The following is a 13,333-nucleotide window of genomic DNA, read 5'->3' on the forward strand; positions in this document are numbered from 1 at the left end:
CGTTACGCCCCCCATAATTGGGGGTAGCACGTCCCTTATTGAGAGATCACTCCCCAAGAGAGCCATGCAAGCAGCATTCCTCCCCGCGTCTTCCGGCTGGCAATGGGTCCGAGACGGCTTCCGCCTGTTCCGCAAGCAACCCCTGGCCATGTTCACCTGGGCGCTGGTCAACAGTCTCCTGGTCATTTTCGCCTTCGCCGCGCAGATCGTCGGCCCGATCCTGTTCATCGCCCTGATGCCGTCGATCACGCTGATGAGCCTGGCGGCCTGCAAACACGTCGACGCGGACCGGGTCATGTTGCCCTCGATGTGGGCCAAGCCGCTCAAGCAGCCGGGGGTTTTCCGCAAGCTGTTCCTGATGGGCCTGTTGTACGCGGCCGTCAGCCTGGCGGCCGGGCTCGCCACCTTCCTGCCGTTCTCGGCCGCCTTCGCGGAAGGCATGCGCATCGCGTCCATCGAGAACAGCATGGAACCCATCCTGATGGCCTTGCGCGCCCCGCTCATCATTTTCACGATCGTCTACATCGTGATCGCGGCGCTGTTCTGGTATGCGCCGGTCCTGGTCGCCTGGCACGGTCTGCGGCTGACGCAGGCGCTGTTCTTTTCCGGCATCGCCTGCTGGCGCAACAAGTGGGCCTTCCTGGTCTACGCCGCCACCTGGGTCCTGATCGCCCTGTTCCTGGACTTGTGCTCCGGGCTGCTGGTCGCCCTCGGCCTGTCGCCGCAATTGGCCAGCACGCTGCAGATCCCGTTCACGATCGCCGCGGCAGGCGTGTTCTATTGCAGCTTCTATCCGTCGTATACCTCCGTGTTCGGCATCAACAGCCCCAGCCCGAACCTCGACAACGGCCACGGCGCCCAGGCATAACGCCACCCGGCAGGGCGCCAGCGCCCTGCACACCTTCACCACCCGCCGGTCGCGCGCCACGAACACCACGTCGATGGCATGGCGCATGCCAAAGGTATGCACCGCCCGGCAGGGCGCCAGCAACAGGCCTGAACGCGGCCCCGGCGGCCGGCGCCCCAGCAATCCACGCATCCGGCCCGGCCAGCTCCCGACCCGCAGCAGCCGCAGCCGCGCCCGCGACAACGGCAGGCGGGCGTTCACCAGGCCCCCTGCAGCAATCGCACGGCGATCGGAAACGCCAGCACGATGAAGGTGCACGGGAAGATGCAGCCGATCAACGGCAACAGCATCTTCACCGGCGCCTGCAACGCCAGCCGCTCGGCGCGCCACTGGCGTTCGCTGCGGCATTGCCTGCCCTGCGCGCGCAATACCGGCCCCAGGCTGATACCCAACGCGTCCGCCTGGGCCAGCGCGGCGGTCCACTGGCGCACCAGCGGACTGCCGCAGCGATCCGCCATGGCCTGCAGCGCGGCGACCCTGGACACGCCGGCCCGCATGTCCGCCAGCGCCTCGCCCAGGACGTCGCGCAACGGTCCGCAGGGACCGTTGGTGGCGGCCATTCGCAGGGCGCCGTGCGTGCTCAGGCCGGCCTCGACGCACAAGGTCATCAGGTCGAGGACGAACGGCAAGCCCTGTTCGATCCGCCGCTGGCGTTCCCGTATTCGGCTACGCAGCCATACTGCCGGTTGCACGCCCGCCAGCAGCGCACCGGCGACGGCCCACACGACCACGTCGCCAACTGCCCCTGAATCGGTCGGCAGTGGCCCGGCCAACATGCCGCTGCCTCGCAACGCCAGCACCGCCAGGCCCGCGAGTGCGCTACCTGCCATTGCGGCCAACAGACTCAGCGCCATGATGTGCTCGCCGTGCACGGTCGCGGGCAGCCCCGCCCTGGCGGCCGTTGCGACCAGATATGCATGCCAGGCTCGCGGACATAGCCGACCCACCGCTGGCGCCGTCCACGCGAGCCCGGGCCAGCCCGACCGCCACCACCCAGACAGGGTGGCGTCGGCCCGGACCTCACGCCCCCAGGAACGCAAAGCCAACCCTGCGCATCCGCCCGTGCCCAGCGCCACGGCAGCCATGCCCAGATACAGCCACATCGCCGCCCTCCCTTAGAAATCGACCCGGACGATGCGCCGGATCAGCAGGATGCCGGTGACTTCCAGCGTTGCCAGCAGCGCGAGCACCATCCAGCCTTGCCTCGTATGCCAGAGCAACGCCATGCTGTCCGGCTCCAGGCGGTCCAGCACCGCGAGCAGCAACACCGGCAGCCCGCCGACGATCCAGGCCTGCATGCGGCCCTGCGAGGTCAGGGCTCGCACTTTCGCCTGCCACTGCAGCCGCGCCCGCACCGCCTGCGCGATGCCGTCGAGCGCCTCGGCCAGGCCGCCGCCGGATTGCGCGGCGACGCGCATCGCCACCACCACGAGCGTGGTCGAGTCGGCCGCCATCCGCATGTTCAGATGGTCCAGCGCCTCGTCCCAGGGCACGCCGAGCCGCTGTTCGCGCAGCACCAGCCCGAACTCCTGCGCCAGCGGCGCATCGCCCTGCGCCACCACCTGCCGCAACGCGGGCGCCAGGGCGATACCCGCGCGCAGGGCCGAGGCCAGCATCAGCAAGGCCATCGGCAGCTGCTGCTCGAAGCGCCGGATGCGCCGTCGCCGCCAGGCGCCCATCAACGCGCGCGGCGCCCGCAGAGCCAAGGCGGCCGCCAGTACCGCGCCCACGGCGCTGGTGGTGACGATAAAGGCCACCGCCGCCACGAGGACCGACAGCGCCATCGCGCCCGCCCATAGCCATGCCGGGTCGACAAACACGAACAACTCGCCGAGGCGCCCTTCCGCCTCGTTCGTGTAACGCTCGCGGTAGCGCCGCAGCGCGGGCGCGAGCCAGCATTGCGCGCCCCAGGCCAATGCCGTGACGCACACCGTCGTAGCCAGCGCGGCGAGCCCGATCACGACAAACTCGCCGCGCGGCCGGCTCCCGTGGCAACACGGTCAACGGCGAACCAGGACACATCCAGGGCCTGGCCCGCTTCCTGCGATGCCTGTGCGAAGCTGGGCACGATGCCGCATCCGGCGAAGCCGCCATGACGCGCATGCCGGAACAGTTCCTGCAACTGGATGCGCCCGCTCTCCATGCCGGTGACTTCCGCGACGGACACCACCACGCGCCGCCCGTCGGACAATCGCGCCTGCTGCACGATGATGTCGATGCTGGCCGCGATGTGTTCGCGCACGACGGCCAGCGGCAGGTCCAGCCCCGCCATCAGCACCATCGACTCCAGGCGCGCCAGCGCATCCCTGGCGGAGTTGGCATGCAACGTGGTCAAGGAGCCTTCGTGCCCGGTATTCATGGCCGTCAACATGTCGAAGGCCTCGGCGCCGCGGCATTCCCCCACCACGATCCGGTCCGGCCGCATGCGCAGCGCATTGCGCACCAGTTCGCGGATATCGATACGCCCGCGCCCCTCCTGATTGGACGGCCGGGCTTCCAGCGAGACCAGGTGCTCGTGGCTCAATCGCAATTCCGCCGCATCCTCGATGGTGACGATGCGCTCGCCTTCCGGGATTTCGTTGGACAGGACGTTCAGCAGCGTGGTCTTGCCGGCCCCCGTGCCGCCCGAGACCACCAGGTTCTTGCGCAAGCGCACGCATCGGGCCAGGAACTGCGCCATGGCCTCACTGAGCGCGCCCGCTGCCAACAGATCCGGCATCCCCGGCCGGCGTGTCGGGAATTTGCGGATGGTCAGGCTCGCGCCTTTCAACGCGACCGGGGGAATGATGGCGTGCACCCGGGAACCGTCGGGCAGCCGCGCGTCCACCATGGGCGAGCTTTCGTCGATGCGGCGTCCCAACGGGGTGACGATGCGCTCGATGACCCGACGCACCGACTGTTCGCCGGTGAAGGCGCCGGCATGGCGCCACAGCCGGCCCTCGCGCTCGACGTAGATTTCGTCATGCCGGTTGACCATGATCTCGGTGACATCCGGCGCCGCCAACAGTGGTTCCAACGGCCCCAGCCCGACCGCTTCGTCCAGCACCTCGCGGCACAGGGCCTCCCGGTCGACGGCCAGCGGCAACCCGGCATCCTCGGCCACGATCAGTGTCAACAGGCGCGCGGCCTCGGCACGCAGCGACGCATCGCTCATGCCCGCCACGTCGCGCCGGCGCAGGTCCAGCGCGCCCAGCAGCGCGGCATGCAGCCGGCGGCGCCATTGCAGGGAGGGCAACGACGAGACAGGCAGGGGGGCCGCCGCGGCCTCCCGCACGGGCGGTGACAGGGGCAGTAGCGCCGCAGGCACTGCCGCGTTGCTCCCGCCCTCCCGCTCAGGCGCCACCTTCAGGCGGCAGGGACCGATCAGGATCTCGTCATCCGGCCCCACCTGCACATGGCGCGCCACGCGCAAGCCGTTGACGAAGGTACCGCCAAGCGCGCCGAGATCCTCGAGCACGACCGCCGACGCCTCGCGCCGCAGCCGCGCATGCTGGCGCCCCACGCGCCAATTGGCGATACGCAGATCGCAATGGACGCCGCGGCCGATCAGCACCGGCGCCGCCGCCACGATTTTTCGCGTGGTCGCATCATCAAAGGTCATCTGGATTTCAAGCATGGCGCTACTCCTGGTTGGCCGGCGCGGGCTCCGGCTCGTCGTGGTCCCACTGCGAACCCGCCCCGGCGCGGGTGCTCCAGCCCGCGGTCGCGAGCGACGCGGCTCCCAACCGGGGCGGTTGCGGAAATGCGGCGTCGACCAGCGCGTGCGCGCGCCGCACCCGATCCGCCATGGCGGGCTCGTTGCGCGACACGATCCGCGGCGTCACGAAGATCGCCAGTTCTGTCTCGCGCAGCTGGTAACGCCGCGACGAAAACAGCGCGCCGAGGATCGGGATGTCTTTCAAGCCGGGAATGCCACTGGCATCGTCAGCGCGCTCGCGCGACAGGAAGCCGCCGATGACCAGCGTGTCGCCGGAGCGCACGTTGAATTCGGTGGATGCCCGGCGCGTACGCAGCGCCGGCCCGCCGGCAGCGGTCAGCGCCATGTCGACGGAACTGGCCTCGACCTCGATCAGCGAGCGGATGACGCCGTTACGGTCGATGCGCGGCGTGATCCGCAGCGAGACGCCGTAGGGCTTGAACAGCGTCGTGGGATTGCCGCGCGAGTCGGTCGAGACATAAGGCACCTCTCCGCCCGCCAGGAAGGTCGCGCTGGCGCCGCTGCGGGCAAGCAGTTGCGGCTGCGCCAGCATGACGGCCTCGCCACTCTGGGCCAGCGCGGCGATACGGGCGGACAACAGCGCATTGACGCCGAAGTAACCAGCGGCGGAGGACAACGGCGCCGACGCCTCGACCACCTGCTCGCCCGGCCGCGCGATGCGGCCGAGCGATCCGGCATCCCAGGCCAGCGCCGCGTTCAGGCCCCCCTGCGTCGTGCCGTCCCAGCGCACCCCGATCTCGCGCAACCTGGAAGAGGGAATCTCCACCACCTGCACATCCAGCAGCACCATGCTGTCCCACCCCACCTGGCCCGTGAAATCAACGACCTCGGGATAGCGCTGCGCCAATGCGGCGATCCGGTCACGGTCGTCATCGGAGAGGTCGTCCCCCTCGATCACGATGCGTCCGCCCACCGCCGAACTGCGCGCCCCGGGAATGCGCGCCAGCAAGGATTCGATTTCCGCCCGCAGTCGTGGGGCACCCGACGGCACCACCTCGACCGCGTAGGTCCGCACGCCGCCGTCGGCCCACACCTGCACCGACGACATGCCTTCGGCGCGCGCGAAGACCACAACCTCGTGGCCCTCGGTGGCAACGGCGCTGAGCACCTCGCCATTGCCGATGGCCACCTGGGTCACGCCGGGCGCCGCCAACACGCGGCTTTCTCCGACCTGCATGTCGAGCGCCTGCCCCGCGGACCACGCGGGTAACGCGACCGCCCCCAGGCACAATGCGGACAACGCCGCGACCATTCCGATGTTCATGGAAACTCCGATTCAAGATCCGTCGAGGGCAGACTCGATACATCCGCCTGGCCACCCAGCCGGTCGCCATACAGGATGACCACCCGCGGCGCTGACCGGGTCTGGCGACCGCCCTTCAACAACGACATCAATTCCGCGGGCGGCATGGCATCGCTGACCGAGGCATCGGCCCCGTCCCGCAATACGGCGGTCAACGTTCCTGCCTGTCTGGCCATGAGGTAGCTGGTGATCTGATCCGCAGATGTCGCCAACGTGATCGGAAGGGTTCCATCGGCCGCGCGGGCATCGGCCGTGGCCAACACCCGCACGCCTCGCAACACGGGCACCACGGCGTCCCGGCCGTGACGCGGCAGCGTCAGATACACATCGATGGCGTCTCCGGCCCGCAACGTCGCAGCCAGGTTTCCGAAGTCGGCGGCCGGCAGCACGAAGGCGCGCTGCCCCGCCTCGAGCCGCGACGCCAACGACGGCGTGGCCACGGGTTCCGTGGCCGCGAGGCAGGCATTGAGCACCAGTTCGCCGCCAGGCAGCGCCGCCGCCAGTCGCATGCCCAGCACGCTGTCGACGGCACCCGGCTCGAGGCTGCTCGCCGGCGCCCACTGCGCGGGAATTTCACGCACCGCCAGATGCATCTCTTCCAGCACCGTGCCCGCCGCCAGATCGTGGGCGGCGACCAGGCGACTGACCAACGGCACACGCCCCGCGGCTTCCAGGGTCTCGACACGCTGCCGCACGTGCTCACGCACCGCCCAGGCGGACAACAGACCCGCCGCCAACGCCAACAGGAAGACAGCGATCTGGCGCGGACCGGGAACGAACCTGCGCGTCATGGCGTCCATCGCCGGATCCACAAGCCGCTGCCGGCATCCAGCGGCGTCAACATCCACTGCAGACGCTCGCCGCGCCGCTGCCATGATTGCCAGGCGACGGCCCGGCCACTATCGAGATCCCGCCAACCCGCGCGCAGCAATCCTTGCCGCAGCAACGGCGCCAACCGCGACGGCGCAAGAAGGTGGCGCCAGATCGACTCAACCGCGGCCCCCTGCCCTTGCGAGACGGCGAAATCCAGCATCAGCCGCGCGTCAACCGGCAACCAGGCGGGCACGTCGGTGACAGCGACCGCCGCCGGAGTGATCGACGAAACGATGCCGACGCTGCGACCGCTCCCAGGGCTACCCAATTGCGCCACCCACAAGGCATCGCCGACCCGGCCGGACAGGACCGCTTGCCCCGGCAGTATCTGAAGATCGCTGAATGCGGGCTGCTGGCGCGACAGGGCCTGGATCAGTTCCGGCACATCGACCGGCGCATCGAATACCACTGCCTGCATCGGGGCGCCATTCAGCCACATGCGATCCGCCAAGGGTTCGACGCGGGAGCCAGGAGGGAACCGCAATCCGGCCAAGGATGCCGGCTCCGACGATGCGCGGGGGGTCTGCGTGGCGGCTCCAGCCAGGGCCACGGGCCACGCCAGCACCGCCCACACGGTCATTGCCGAAGCGGCCCGCACGGGCAACGTAAAGCCCCGGTGCGCACCGCGCGACCGTCCGTGGACCGAGGGACCATGCCAGTGCCTGCCGAGGAATGACGGCGCATTCATCGCGTCGCCCTCGCGTTTCGTGCAAATCCTTCCGCGGGCACCACGTCGGCCCATGAAGACAGCCAATCCAGGGAAAGCGCCGGCCGGCCCCAGGGGCTGTCCGCGACCATCACCTGACCACTGATCTCGCGGGCCAGCGACAAGGAGCGCTCCGCAGTTTGTGCCCAGGAAATCGCCGCCGCGTCGATACGGCGACGCACATCGTCATCGCCTTCCGCGTTGCCGGCGCCGGCCGCGACGCGGGTACGCCGCTCGATACGCGTCGCGCCCCAGGGTCCGACACCCGCCACGTCGGCATGCGCCGTGACCGACACCCGACGCGCTTCGGCGCCCAGCCACTCGGCCTGCAAAGGCGCAAAGGGGGGATCACCCGCATCAACCGACGACCCGGCCAAAACGAACGATACAGATCGCGCGGGGACGCCCCCGCCCACCGCGGCGACCATCGCGGCCGAGCGGCTGGCCACGCCCGCCACCTGCGCGGTGAACAGCAACTGCCCCAGCCACGCCACCGCCATGAATGACAGGATCAACACGGGCAGCAAAACCATCGCCTCGACCAGCGCCTGGCCGCGTTGCCATGCACGAGGAATCCTCATGGCGTCTCCCGGGCCTGCACGGCTTCCTCAGCCGTCACCGACGCCAACCGGGCCTGCCAATACGGGAGAAACAACGTCGGCGGTTGCTCGCGACCGTCGGTACGCGGCTCGGGTCGCGCGAAGTAGGTCTCGGCAGCGCTGGTGACCCTCAACTGCCCACCCAAATCCGCTCCCGCGCCGCGAGGCCCGCTCCTGGGCGCCGCGGCGTCCACCTCCCCAAGCCCATCGTGCGCCACGCTGACCACCATGGCGAAGCGCAGCGGATCAGCGCCACGCGCGCTCGGCACCTCGTAGTAACCAGGCAAACCCAGCCCGGGCCAAGGCTGCATCTGCGCCATGGCATGGGAATTGGCCAGGGGATTGCCTGTGCCGCCACGGAGGTCCCAGGTGGTGGCTCGCTTCACCCACTGCCAGAAGTCCTGGGAAGTGAAATCGCCAGGCGGATTCTCGACATATTCCAGGCCTTGCGGGCCTGCGGATCCGGGCTCCGACACCACGCCCCAGCCCATCGCATATTCCCGGTAGTAGCACCCCGCCCAACGATTGAAGCGTTGAGAATGGAACGACTGCGTGTCCAGCGCGCCCCAACGCCCGTCCGCGCCAAGCCAGGTGGCGCCGCGGCGACGCAGTTGATGCCGCGCGAGCGGACACTGCGCATTGACGATCGCAGGATTGACGCGCGTCCCGTCGCGGCTTCCGAGAAAACCGTAACGCCCGGCGGCCTGCTCGACGGCCGAACGCAGGGCGCTACCGGGCCGCGCCGCGCGATGCTGGATGAATTCCGGCCAGCCATCGCTCAGCAGGTGGATCGTCGGCACGTCGACCTTAGGCCCCACTGAACCTGTCCGACCCGACGCCCCTGCCACCGAATAGTTTTCCCGCAGCACTGCCCGCATGAGACGCTCACGCGCAGCGGGCAACCCCGCCACCGCCGAAGCCGCCCCCGCTTCGAGCACCTGATGCACGACCCGGTCATGCTCCGCATAGACGCGCATCAACGCGGCCTGGGCCTCGGGCGCGGCGCGCGCCGCGCCATAGGCCAGTCCGATGTCACGGCCGAACAGCGTGGACAGCAGGCGCGCGGGCGGATTGTTGCGCCGGCGTTGGTCGGCAAGCGTATGCGCGAACGACAGCGACGCCCCCAGCGTGACCAGATGGACCATCGCGATCTGATGGGCGATCTGTGTGCGATTCACATAAGCCAGGAAATTCAGCTGACGAGCCTGCTCGAGCGCGCCACTGTAGGCGGCGGCATCCGCGGCGTGGATCAGGCGCGCCCGCGCCTCGACCGTGCGCCCCAGCACATACAGCATGGCCAGCGCCATCGAAACCGTGGCCGCCAGCATCATGCCCAGCACGAGCGCCTGGCCGCGTTGGGCGATGCGCGACGCGCCATGCGTTGCCGGGCCCGTCATTGATCCGCCGCCGCATTGCCGGTGAAGGACTTGAGCGAACGCGCCTTGGTCTGGCCCGCCGCCTTCTGCACCGCCAGTCTCGCGGCGTTCGACTGGGCGCTGCCATCCTCGCCCGCCAGCTCGCGCGCCATGGCCGCCGTCTGCGACCGCACCACCTGGCCAAGCGACTGATAGACGGCGATCGCCGCAACCGCCACCAGGGCCACGACCACGATGTATTCCGTCATGCCTTGTCCGGCTTGACGCTTCAGGTATCCCAACACTGCTGCTCTCCGCTCGCGATGAAATGAGGGATCCAGTGTCGGCGGGCGGGGAAAGCGCAACAATTCGCGGATGCCGAGCTGGATGAATTCATCCCAAGGCCTTGACGATGCGCCAGGCAGCGGTCATCGCCGCGCCGCCCCGTCGGGAACGGCGCGGCGGAAAATGTTGTAACCCCCTAATTTATATCGGGTTTTCCCTATTGCCGCCCCTCCGGGGTGGCAGTAGATTGGACTTGCCGGGCTGTCTGACACCCATCGCGTGCGAAGCCGGGCAGGAGCGCCCCAGACTCATCTCGAGCTGGGGCGCTCTTCCATTTGCGGGCCACGGCGGGCCGGCTGGATTTCACCCCTGGCATTACAAAATCTATACAGAGTCGCCCAATCCCATCACAGGGTGCTGGCTAGTATGGCGTTTTTCCGTACTCGGACTGACCGATGCCTGCTTTCGCCCCACCGCCCAGGGCCACGCGCCCCGAGCAGGGCGCCCGCCGCAACCCCGCCATCGATGCCCTGCGGGGCATCTCGATCCTGAGTGTCGTGCTGCTGCACGTGCAGATCCACATCCCGCAGGAACAGAGCCTGCTGGGCAAGGTGCTGCCCGCCGCCCTCTTCAATATCGTCTATCGCAGCGGCTACTACGGCGTCATCATCTTCTTCGTGATCTCGGGCTTTCTCATCACCCGCGCGGCCGTCGAGCGCTGGGGCAGCCTCGAGGCCGTGCCGTGGGGCCAGTTCCTGCGCCGCCGTTTCGCCCGCATCTATCCCTGCCTGCTGTTGCTGCTGGCGATCCTGGCCGCGCTGCACGCGATCGAGATGCCCGGGTTCGTCATCGAGAACACCAGCCTGGCGCGCGCCACCATCGGCGCGCTGACGCTGCACCTGAATTGGCTGGAAGCCCAGGTTGGCTATCTGCCAGCGGCCTGGAACGTGCTGTGGTCGCTGTCCATCGAAGAAGCCTTCTACCTGGCATTCCCCTTGATCTGCCTGTTGTCGCTGGCGGCCGGCCGGCGCGCGCTGGTCCTGGCCCTGCTGCTGTTCGTCGTGCTCGGACCGCTTGCTCGCGTCGCCTTCACCCGCAACGAGATCTGGGCCGACCACGCCTACCTGGCCGGGATGGACGGCATCGCCATCGGTTGCCTGGCGGCGCTGTATGCCACGCGCCCCATCGCCTGCGGCCAGGCGGGCCGCAAGCTGCTGCTGGTCGGCGCCGCGCTGTTCGCGCTGGTGTTCTTCCTGCGCAAGGCCACCAGCCTGCTGGGATTGACCGCGCTGGGCCTGAATGTGACGGCGCTGGAAATCGGTGTGGCCTGCCTGCTGATCGGCTGGAGCCGCCACCTTCGCCCGGCGCGTCCCAACCCGCTTCTCGCGGCGTTGCGATGGGCCGGCCGCAACAGCTACGAGATCTATCTGATGCACATGTTCCCGGTCCTGCTCTTGGCCGCCGCATCCTGCCGCAACTCCGGCGGCGTCGTGTCGACCTGGTGGCGCGCCGGTGCGCTGACCGCCGCCAGCGTGCTGGCGATCCTGCTGTCGGCAATGCTGGGCGGACTGGTGGCGCGCTATTACTCGACGCCCTTGCGCCGCTGGCTCTCGGGACCCAGAACGCAATGAGCGTCCCAGCCGCGCTAACTGGCCGCGCGTCGGCCGGCGCCGTTCAGGCTCTCGGCGTCCAGGCGCCGGAACACCAGCGCCGACAGCAGCGTGATGGCGCCGACACACAGGAACGTCAGCATGAACGCACGCCCCAGCAGGGCATTGTCCGCGCCCGAGAATACGCCGACCAGCCCGCCGCCGATGGTCACCCCCAACCCGATGGCCAGCATCTGCACCATCGAGAACAGGCTGTTGCCGCTGCCCGCGTCACGCGCGCTCAGGCCTTTGAGGGTGACGCTGTTCATGGCCGCGAACTGCATGGAATTGGCCGCGCCGAACAGCGCCAGTTGCGCGATCTGCAGCGGCAATGGCCAGTCGTGCGAGATCGCGGCGAACGACATGATGGCGGCGCCGACCAGCACGGTGTTGGCCAGCAGGAAGGTGTCGTAGCCGAAGCGCCGCACCAGCGGCGCGATCCAGGGCTTCGAGATGGTGCCCGCGATGGCGGCCGGCAGCATCATCAACCCGGACTGCAGCGGCGTGTAGCCCAGTTGCAGCTGCAGCAGCAGGGGCAGCAGGAAAGGCACCGCGCTGCTGCCGACCCGGCACACCAGGTTGCCGACCAGCCCGACGCTGAAATTGGGTTCACGAAACAGGCGCAGCAGGAACAGCGGGTTGTCGCGCCGCCGGGCATGCGCCACATACAACAGCACGGTCAGCGCGCTCAACGCGAACAGCGCCGACGACCAGGCCATGCGGCCCTCGCCGGCGGGCAGGTCCAGCGCCAGGGAGAAGGACACCATGCACAGCGACAGCAGCCCGCAGCCGAGCACGTCGAACGGCGCCACGTCGGCCAACGCATCCTCGGGCAGGTAGCGGCGCACCGCAATCAGCCCCACCAGGCCGATCGGCACATTGATCATGAAGATCCAATGCCAACTGGCCACCTGCACCAGCAGCCCGCCCAGCGTCGGCCCGAAGATCGGCCCGACCTGCCCCGCGATCGAAACGAACGCCAGGGCCGAGATGTACTGCTCGCCCGGCACCCGCCGCAACACCGCCAGACGCCCGATCGGCAGCAGCATCGAGCCGCCGACGCCCTGCACCACGCGCGCGATCGTCAATTGCGTCAGGGTCTGCGCCAGCCCGCAGAACACCGAACCGACCGCGAACACCAGGATGGCCGCCAGATAGACGCGGCGGGTGCCGTAGCGGTCGGCCAGCCAGCCGGACGCGGGCGTCAGCATCGCCATCGTCAGCGTGTAGGCCACCACCACGGGCTTGAGCGCCAGCACGTCTTCCCCCAGGCTGCGCGCCATCGCGGGCAAGGCGGTATTGACGATGGTGGTGTCCAGCGTCTGCATGAAGAAACAGGCAGCGACGACCCAGAGCAAGGCTCGCTGAGAAGGTGGCGTAGACATGCCTGAAATCGTACTCCCGGCCAGCCCACGCGCCGCTGACAGCAGTTCGGCGTCGTGCAGTCCAAGAGTGCCAAAATCTCGGCAACCGGCCCGTGCCCATTCCGTGAGTGAGAGGCCCGGATCCCCAAACCACCAAGGAGCAAGGCAAACGCACCGACTGCCGGACAAGGCTTCCTGGCTGAAAAAGAAGCCTGGCTCAGAAGATGCAGGCCTTGCGCGAACACTCGATCAAAAAGTACCCCGCCATGACAGCCGGATAGAGCACGATCGGCGCGGTCGCGAGCACCCACCAGCGTCGCTGCCGCCGGATGACCAGCACGACGCAGACGAGCCAGACCAGCACGGCAGCCCAATACGCCGGGAAATACGGCCCCAGCCCCACCATCAACCAGTCGCCCCCGATCAGCAGCAGCGCAACCGCCGCGAGAATCACAAAGATGAGGATCGTCAGGCGGTTGCCGGGCTTGGTGGACGGGTTGCCGGTCATGGGATGTCGTTTTCCGGAAGACAGGGGCTCACAGTGGGGGAGATTGCTTCTCCCCGCCCCGACCGA

Annotated in this window: 13 protein-coding genes and 1 pseudogene; 2 read left to right on the forward strand and 12 right to left on the reverse strand. The window is 68.7% G+C overall.

Going from position 1 to position 13,333, the window contains the following annotated elements:
• Window positions 1–64: 64 nt before the first annotated feature.
• Window positions 65–868: a BPSS1780 family membrane protein gene (locus I6I07_RS31810; RefSeq protein WP_232625815.1), complete on the forward strand. Its 804-nt coding sequence runs from the start codon at window positions 65–67 to the stop codon at window positions 866–868.
• Window positions 869–874: 6 nt separating this feature from the next.
• Here I6I07_RS31810 and I6I07_RS31955 read toward each other — a convergent pair.
• The 10 genes and pseudogenes from I6I07_RS31955 to I6I07_RS28745 form a co-directional block, all read right to left on the reverse strand.
• A pseudogene (locus I6I07_RS31955) lies at window positions 875–1,039 on the reverse strand (DUF192 domain-containing protein); the annotation flags it as partial.
• Window positions 1,040–1,104: 65 nt separating this feature from the next.
• The gene (locus tag I6I07_RS28705; RefSeq protein ID WP_332840423.1) at window positions 1,105–1,737 is read right to left on the reverse strand and encodes a type II secretion system F family protein; all 633 of its coding nucleotides are present in this window, start codon (window positions 1,735–1,737) and stop codon (window positions 1,105–1,107) included.
• A gap of 285 nt (window positions 1,738–2,022) precedes the next feature.
• A complete protein-coding gene (locus tag I6I07_RS28710; RefSeq protein ID WP_198484657.1) occupies window positions 2,023–2,868 on the reverse strand; it encodes a type II secretion system F family protein in 846 nt (281 codons plus the stop codon).
• On the reverse strand, window positions 2,865–4,523 hold the full coding sequence (locus I6I07_RS28715) for an ATPase, T2SS/T4P/T4SS family (protein ID WP_198484658.1): 1,659 nt from the start codon (window positions 4,521–4,523) through the stop codon (window positions 2,865–2,867). Before I6I07_RS28715 ends, I6I07_RS28710 begins: the two co-directional genes overlap by 4 nt.
• Window positions 4,524–4,527: 4 nt before the next feature.
• Window positions 4,528–5,889 carry a type II and III secretion system protein family protein gene (locus I6I07_RS28720; protein WP_198484659.1) on the reverse strand — a complete coding sequence of 454 codons (1,362 nt, stop codon included), beginning with the start codon at window positions 5,887–5,889 and terminating at the stop codon, window positions 4,528–4,530.
• Entirely contained in the window at window positions 5,886–6,728 is an 843-nt protein-coding gene (gene cpaB, locus I6I07_RS28725) for a Flp pilus assembly protein CpaB (RefSeq protein WP_198484660.1), read from the reverse strand. Before cpaB ends, I6I07_RS28720 begins: the two co-directional genes overlap by 4 nt.
• A complete protein-coding gene (locus I6I07_RS28730; protein ID WP_198484661.1) occupies window positions 6,716–7,240 on the reverse strand; it encodes a hypothetical protein in 525 nt (174 codons plus the stop codon). Before I6I07_RS28730 ends, cpaB begins: the two co-directional genes overlap by 13 nt.
• Before the next feature lie 245 nt (window positions 7,241–7,485).
• A complete protein-coding gene (locus I6I07_RS28735; protein ID WP_198484662.1) occupies window positions 7,486–8,088 on the reverse strand; it encodes a TadE family protein in 603 nt (200 codons plus the stop codon).
• Window positions 8,085–9,503: a hypothetical protein gene (locus I6I07_RS28740; RefSeq protein WP_198484663.1), complete on the reverse strand. Its 1,419-nt coding sequence runs from the start codon at window positions 9,501–9,503 to the stop codon at window positions 8,085–8,087. The genes I6I07_RS28735 and I6I07_RS28740 overlap by 4 nt, the downstream gene beginning before the upstream one ends.
• Window positions 9,500–9,730 carry a hypothetical protein gene (locus tag I6I07_RS28745; protein WP_006393994.1) on the reverse strand — a complete coding sequence of 77 codons (231 nt, stop codon included), beginning with the start codon at window positions 9,728–9,730 and terminating at the stop codon, window positions 9,500–9,502. The genes I6I07_RS28740 and I6I07_RS28745 overlap by 4 nt, the downstream gene beginning before the upstream one ends.
• Before the next feature lie 471 nt (window positions 9,731–10,201).
• Between I6I07_RS28745 and I6I07_RS28750 the strand changes: the two genes are divergently transcribed.
• Window positions 10,202–11,377: an acyltransferase family protein gene (locus I6I07_RS28750; RefSeq protein WP_198484664.1), complete on the forward strand. Its 1,176-nt coding sequence runs from the start codon at window positions 10,202–10,204 to the stop codon at window positions 11,375–11,377.
• Window positions 11,378–11,391: 14 nt separating this feature from the next.
• Here I6I07_RS28750 and mdtD read toward each other — a convergent pair whose 3' ends face one another.
• Window positions 11,392–12,780, reverse strand: coding sequence for a multidrug transporter subunit MdtD (gene mdtD, locus I6I07_RS28755; RefSeq protein WP_198484665.1), 1,389 nt, complete (start codon window positions 12,778–12,780; stop codon window positions 11,392–11,394).
• A 196-nt stretch (window positions 12,781–12,976) separates the two neighbouring features.
• Window positions 12,977–13,267, reverse strand: a complete 291-nt coding sequence (locus I6I07_RS28760; protein WP_198484666.1) for a hypothetical protein — start codon at window positions 13,265–13,267, stop codon at window positions 12,977–12,979.
• Window positions 13,268–13,333 lie beyond the last annotated feature (66 nt).

Source organism: Achromobacter deleyi (genome assembly GCF_016127315.1).
Taxonomy (GTDB): Bacteria; Pseudomonadota; Gammaproteobacteria; order Burkholderiales; family Burkholderiaceae_B; genus Achromobacter; species Achromobacter insuavis_A.

What these genes read in the sequence shown, in the direction of transcription:
- I6I07_RS28745 (WP_006393994.1), bottom strand. Translation starts at nt 9,730, where the DNA reads ATGACGGAATACATCGTGGTCGTGGCCCTGGTGGCGGTTGCGGCGATC.
- I6I07_RS31810 (WP_232625815.1), top strand. Translation starts at nt 65, where the DNA reads ATGCAAGCAGCATTCCTCCCCGCGTCTTCCGGCTGGCAATGGGTCCGA.
- I6I07_RS28760 (WP_198484666.1), bottom strand. Translation starts at nt 13,267, where the DNA reads ATGACCGGCAACCCGTCCACCAAGCCCGGCAACCGCCTGACGATCCTC.
- I6I07_RS28705 (WP_332840423.1), bottom strand. Translation starts at nt 1,737, where the DNA reads ATGGCAGGTAGCGCACTCGCGGGCCTGGCGGTGCTGGCGTTGCGAGGC.
- I6I07_RS28730 (WP_198484661.1), bottom strand. Translation starts at nt 7,240, where the DNA reads ATGTGGCTGAATGGCGCCCCGATGCAGGCAGTGGTATTCGATGCGCCG.
- I6I07_RS28740 (WP_198484663.1), bottom strand. Translation starts at nt 9,503, where the DNA reads ATGACGGGCCCGGCAACGCATGGCGCGTCGCGCATCGCCCAACGCGGC.
- I6I07_RS28720 (WP_198484659.1), bottom strand. Translation starts at nt 5,889, where the DNA reads ATGAACATCGGAATGGTCGCGGCGTTGTCCGCATTGTGCCTGGGGGCG.
- cpaB (WP_198484660.1), bottom strand. Translation starts at nt 6,728, where the DNA reads ATGGACGCCATGACGCGCAGGTTCGTTCCCGGTCCGCGCCAGATCGCT.
- I6I07_RS28750 (WP_198484664.1), top strand. Translation starts at nt 10,202, where the DNA reads ATGCCTGCTTTCGCCCCACCGCCCAGGGCCACGCGCCCCGAGCAGGGC.
- I6I07_RS28735 (WP_198484662.1), bottom strand. Translation starts at nt 8,088, where the DNA reads ATGAGGATTCCTCGTGCATGGCAACGCGGCCAGGCGCTGGTCGAGGCG.
- I6I07_RS28715 (WP_198484658.1), bottom strand. Translation starts at nt 4,523, where the DNA reads ATGCTTGAAATCCAGATGACCTTTGATGATGCGACCACGCGAAAAATC.
- mdtD (WP_198484665.1), bottom strand. Translation starts at nt 12,780, where the DNA reads ATGTCTACGCCACCTTCTCAGCGAGCCTTGCTCTGGGTCGTCGCTGCC.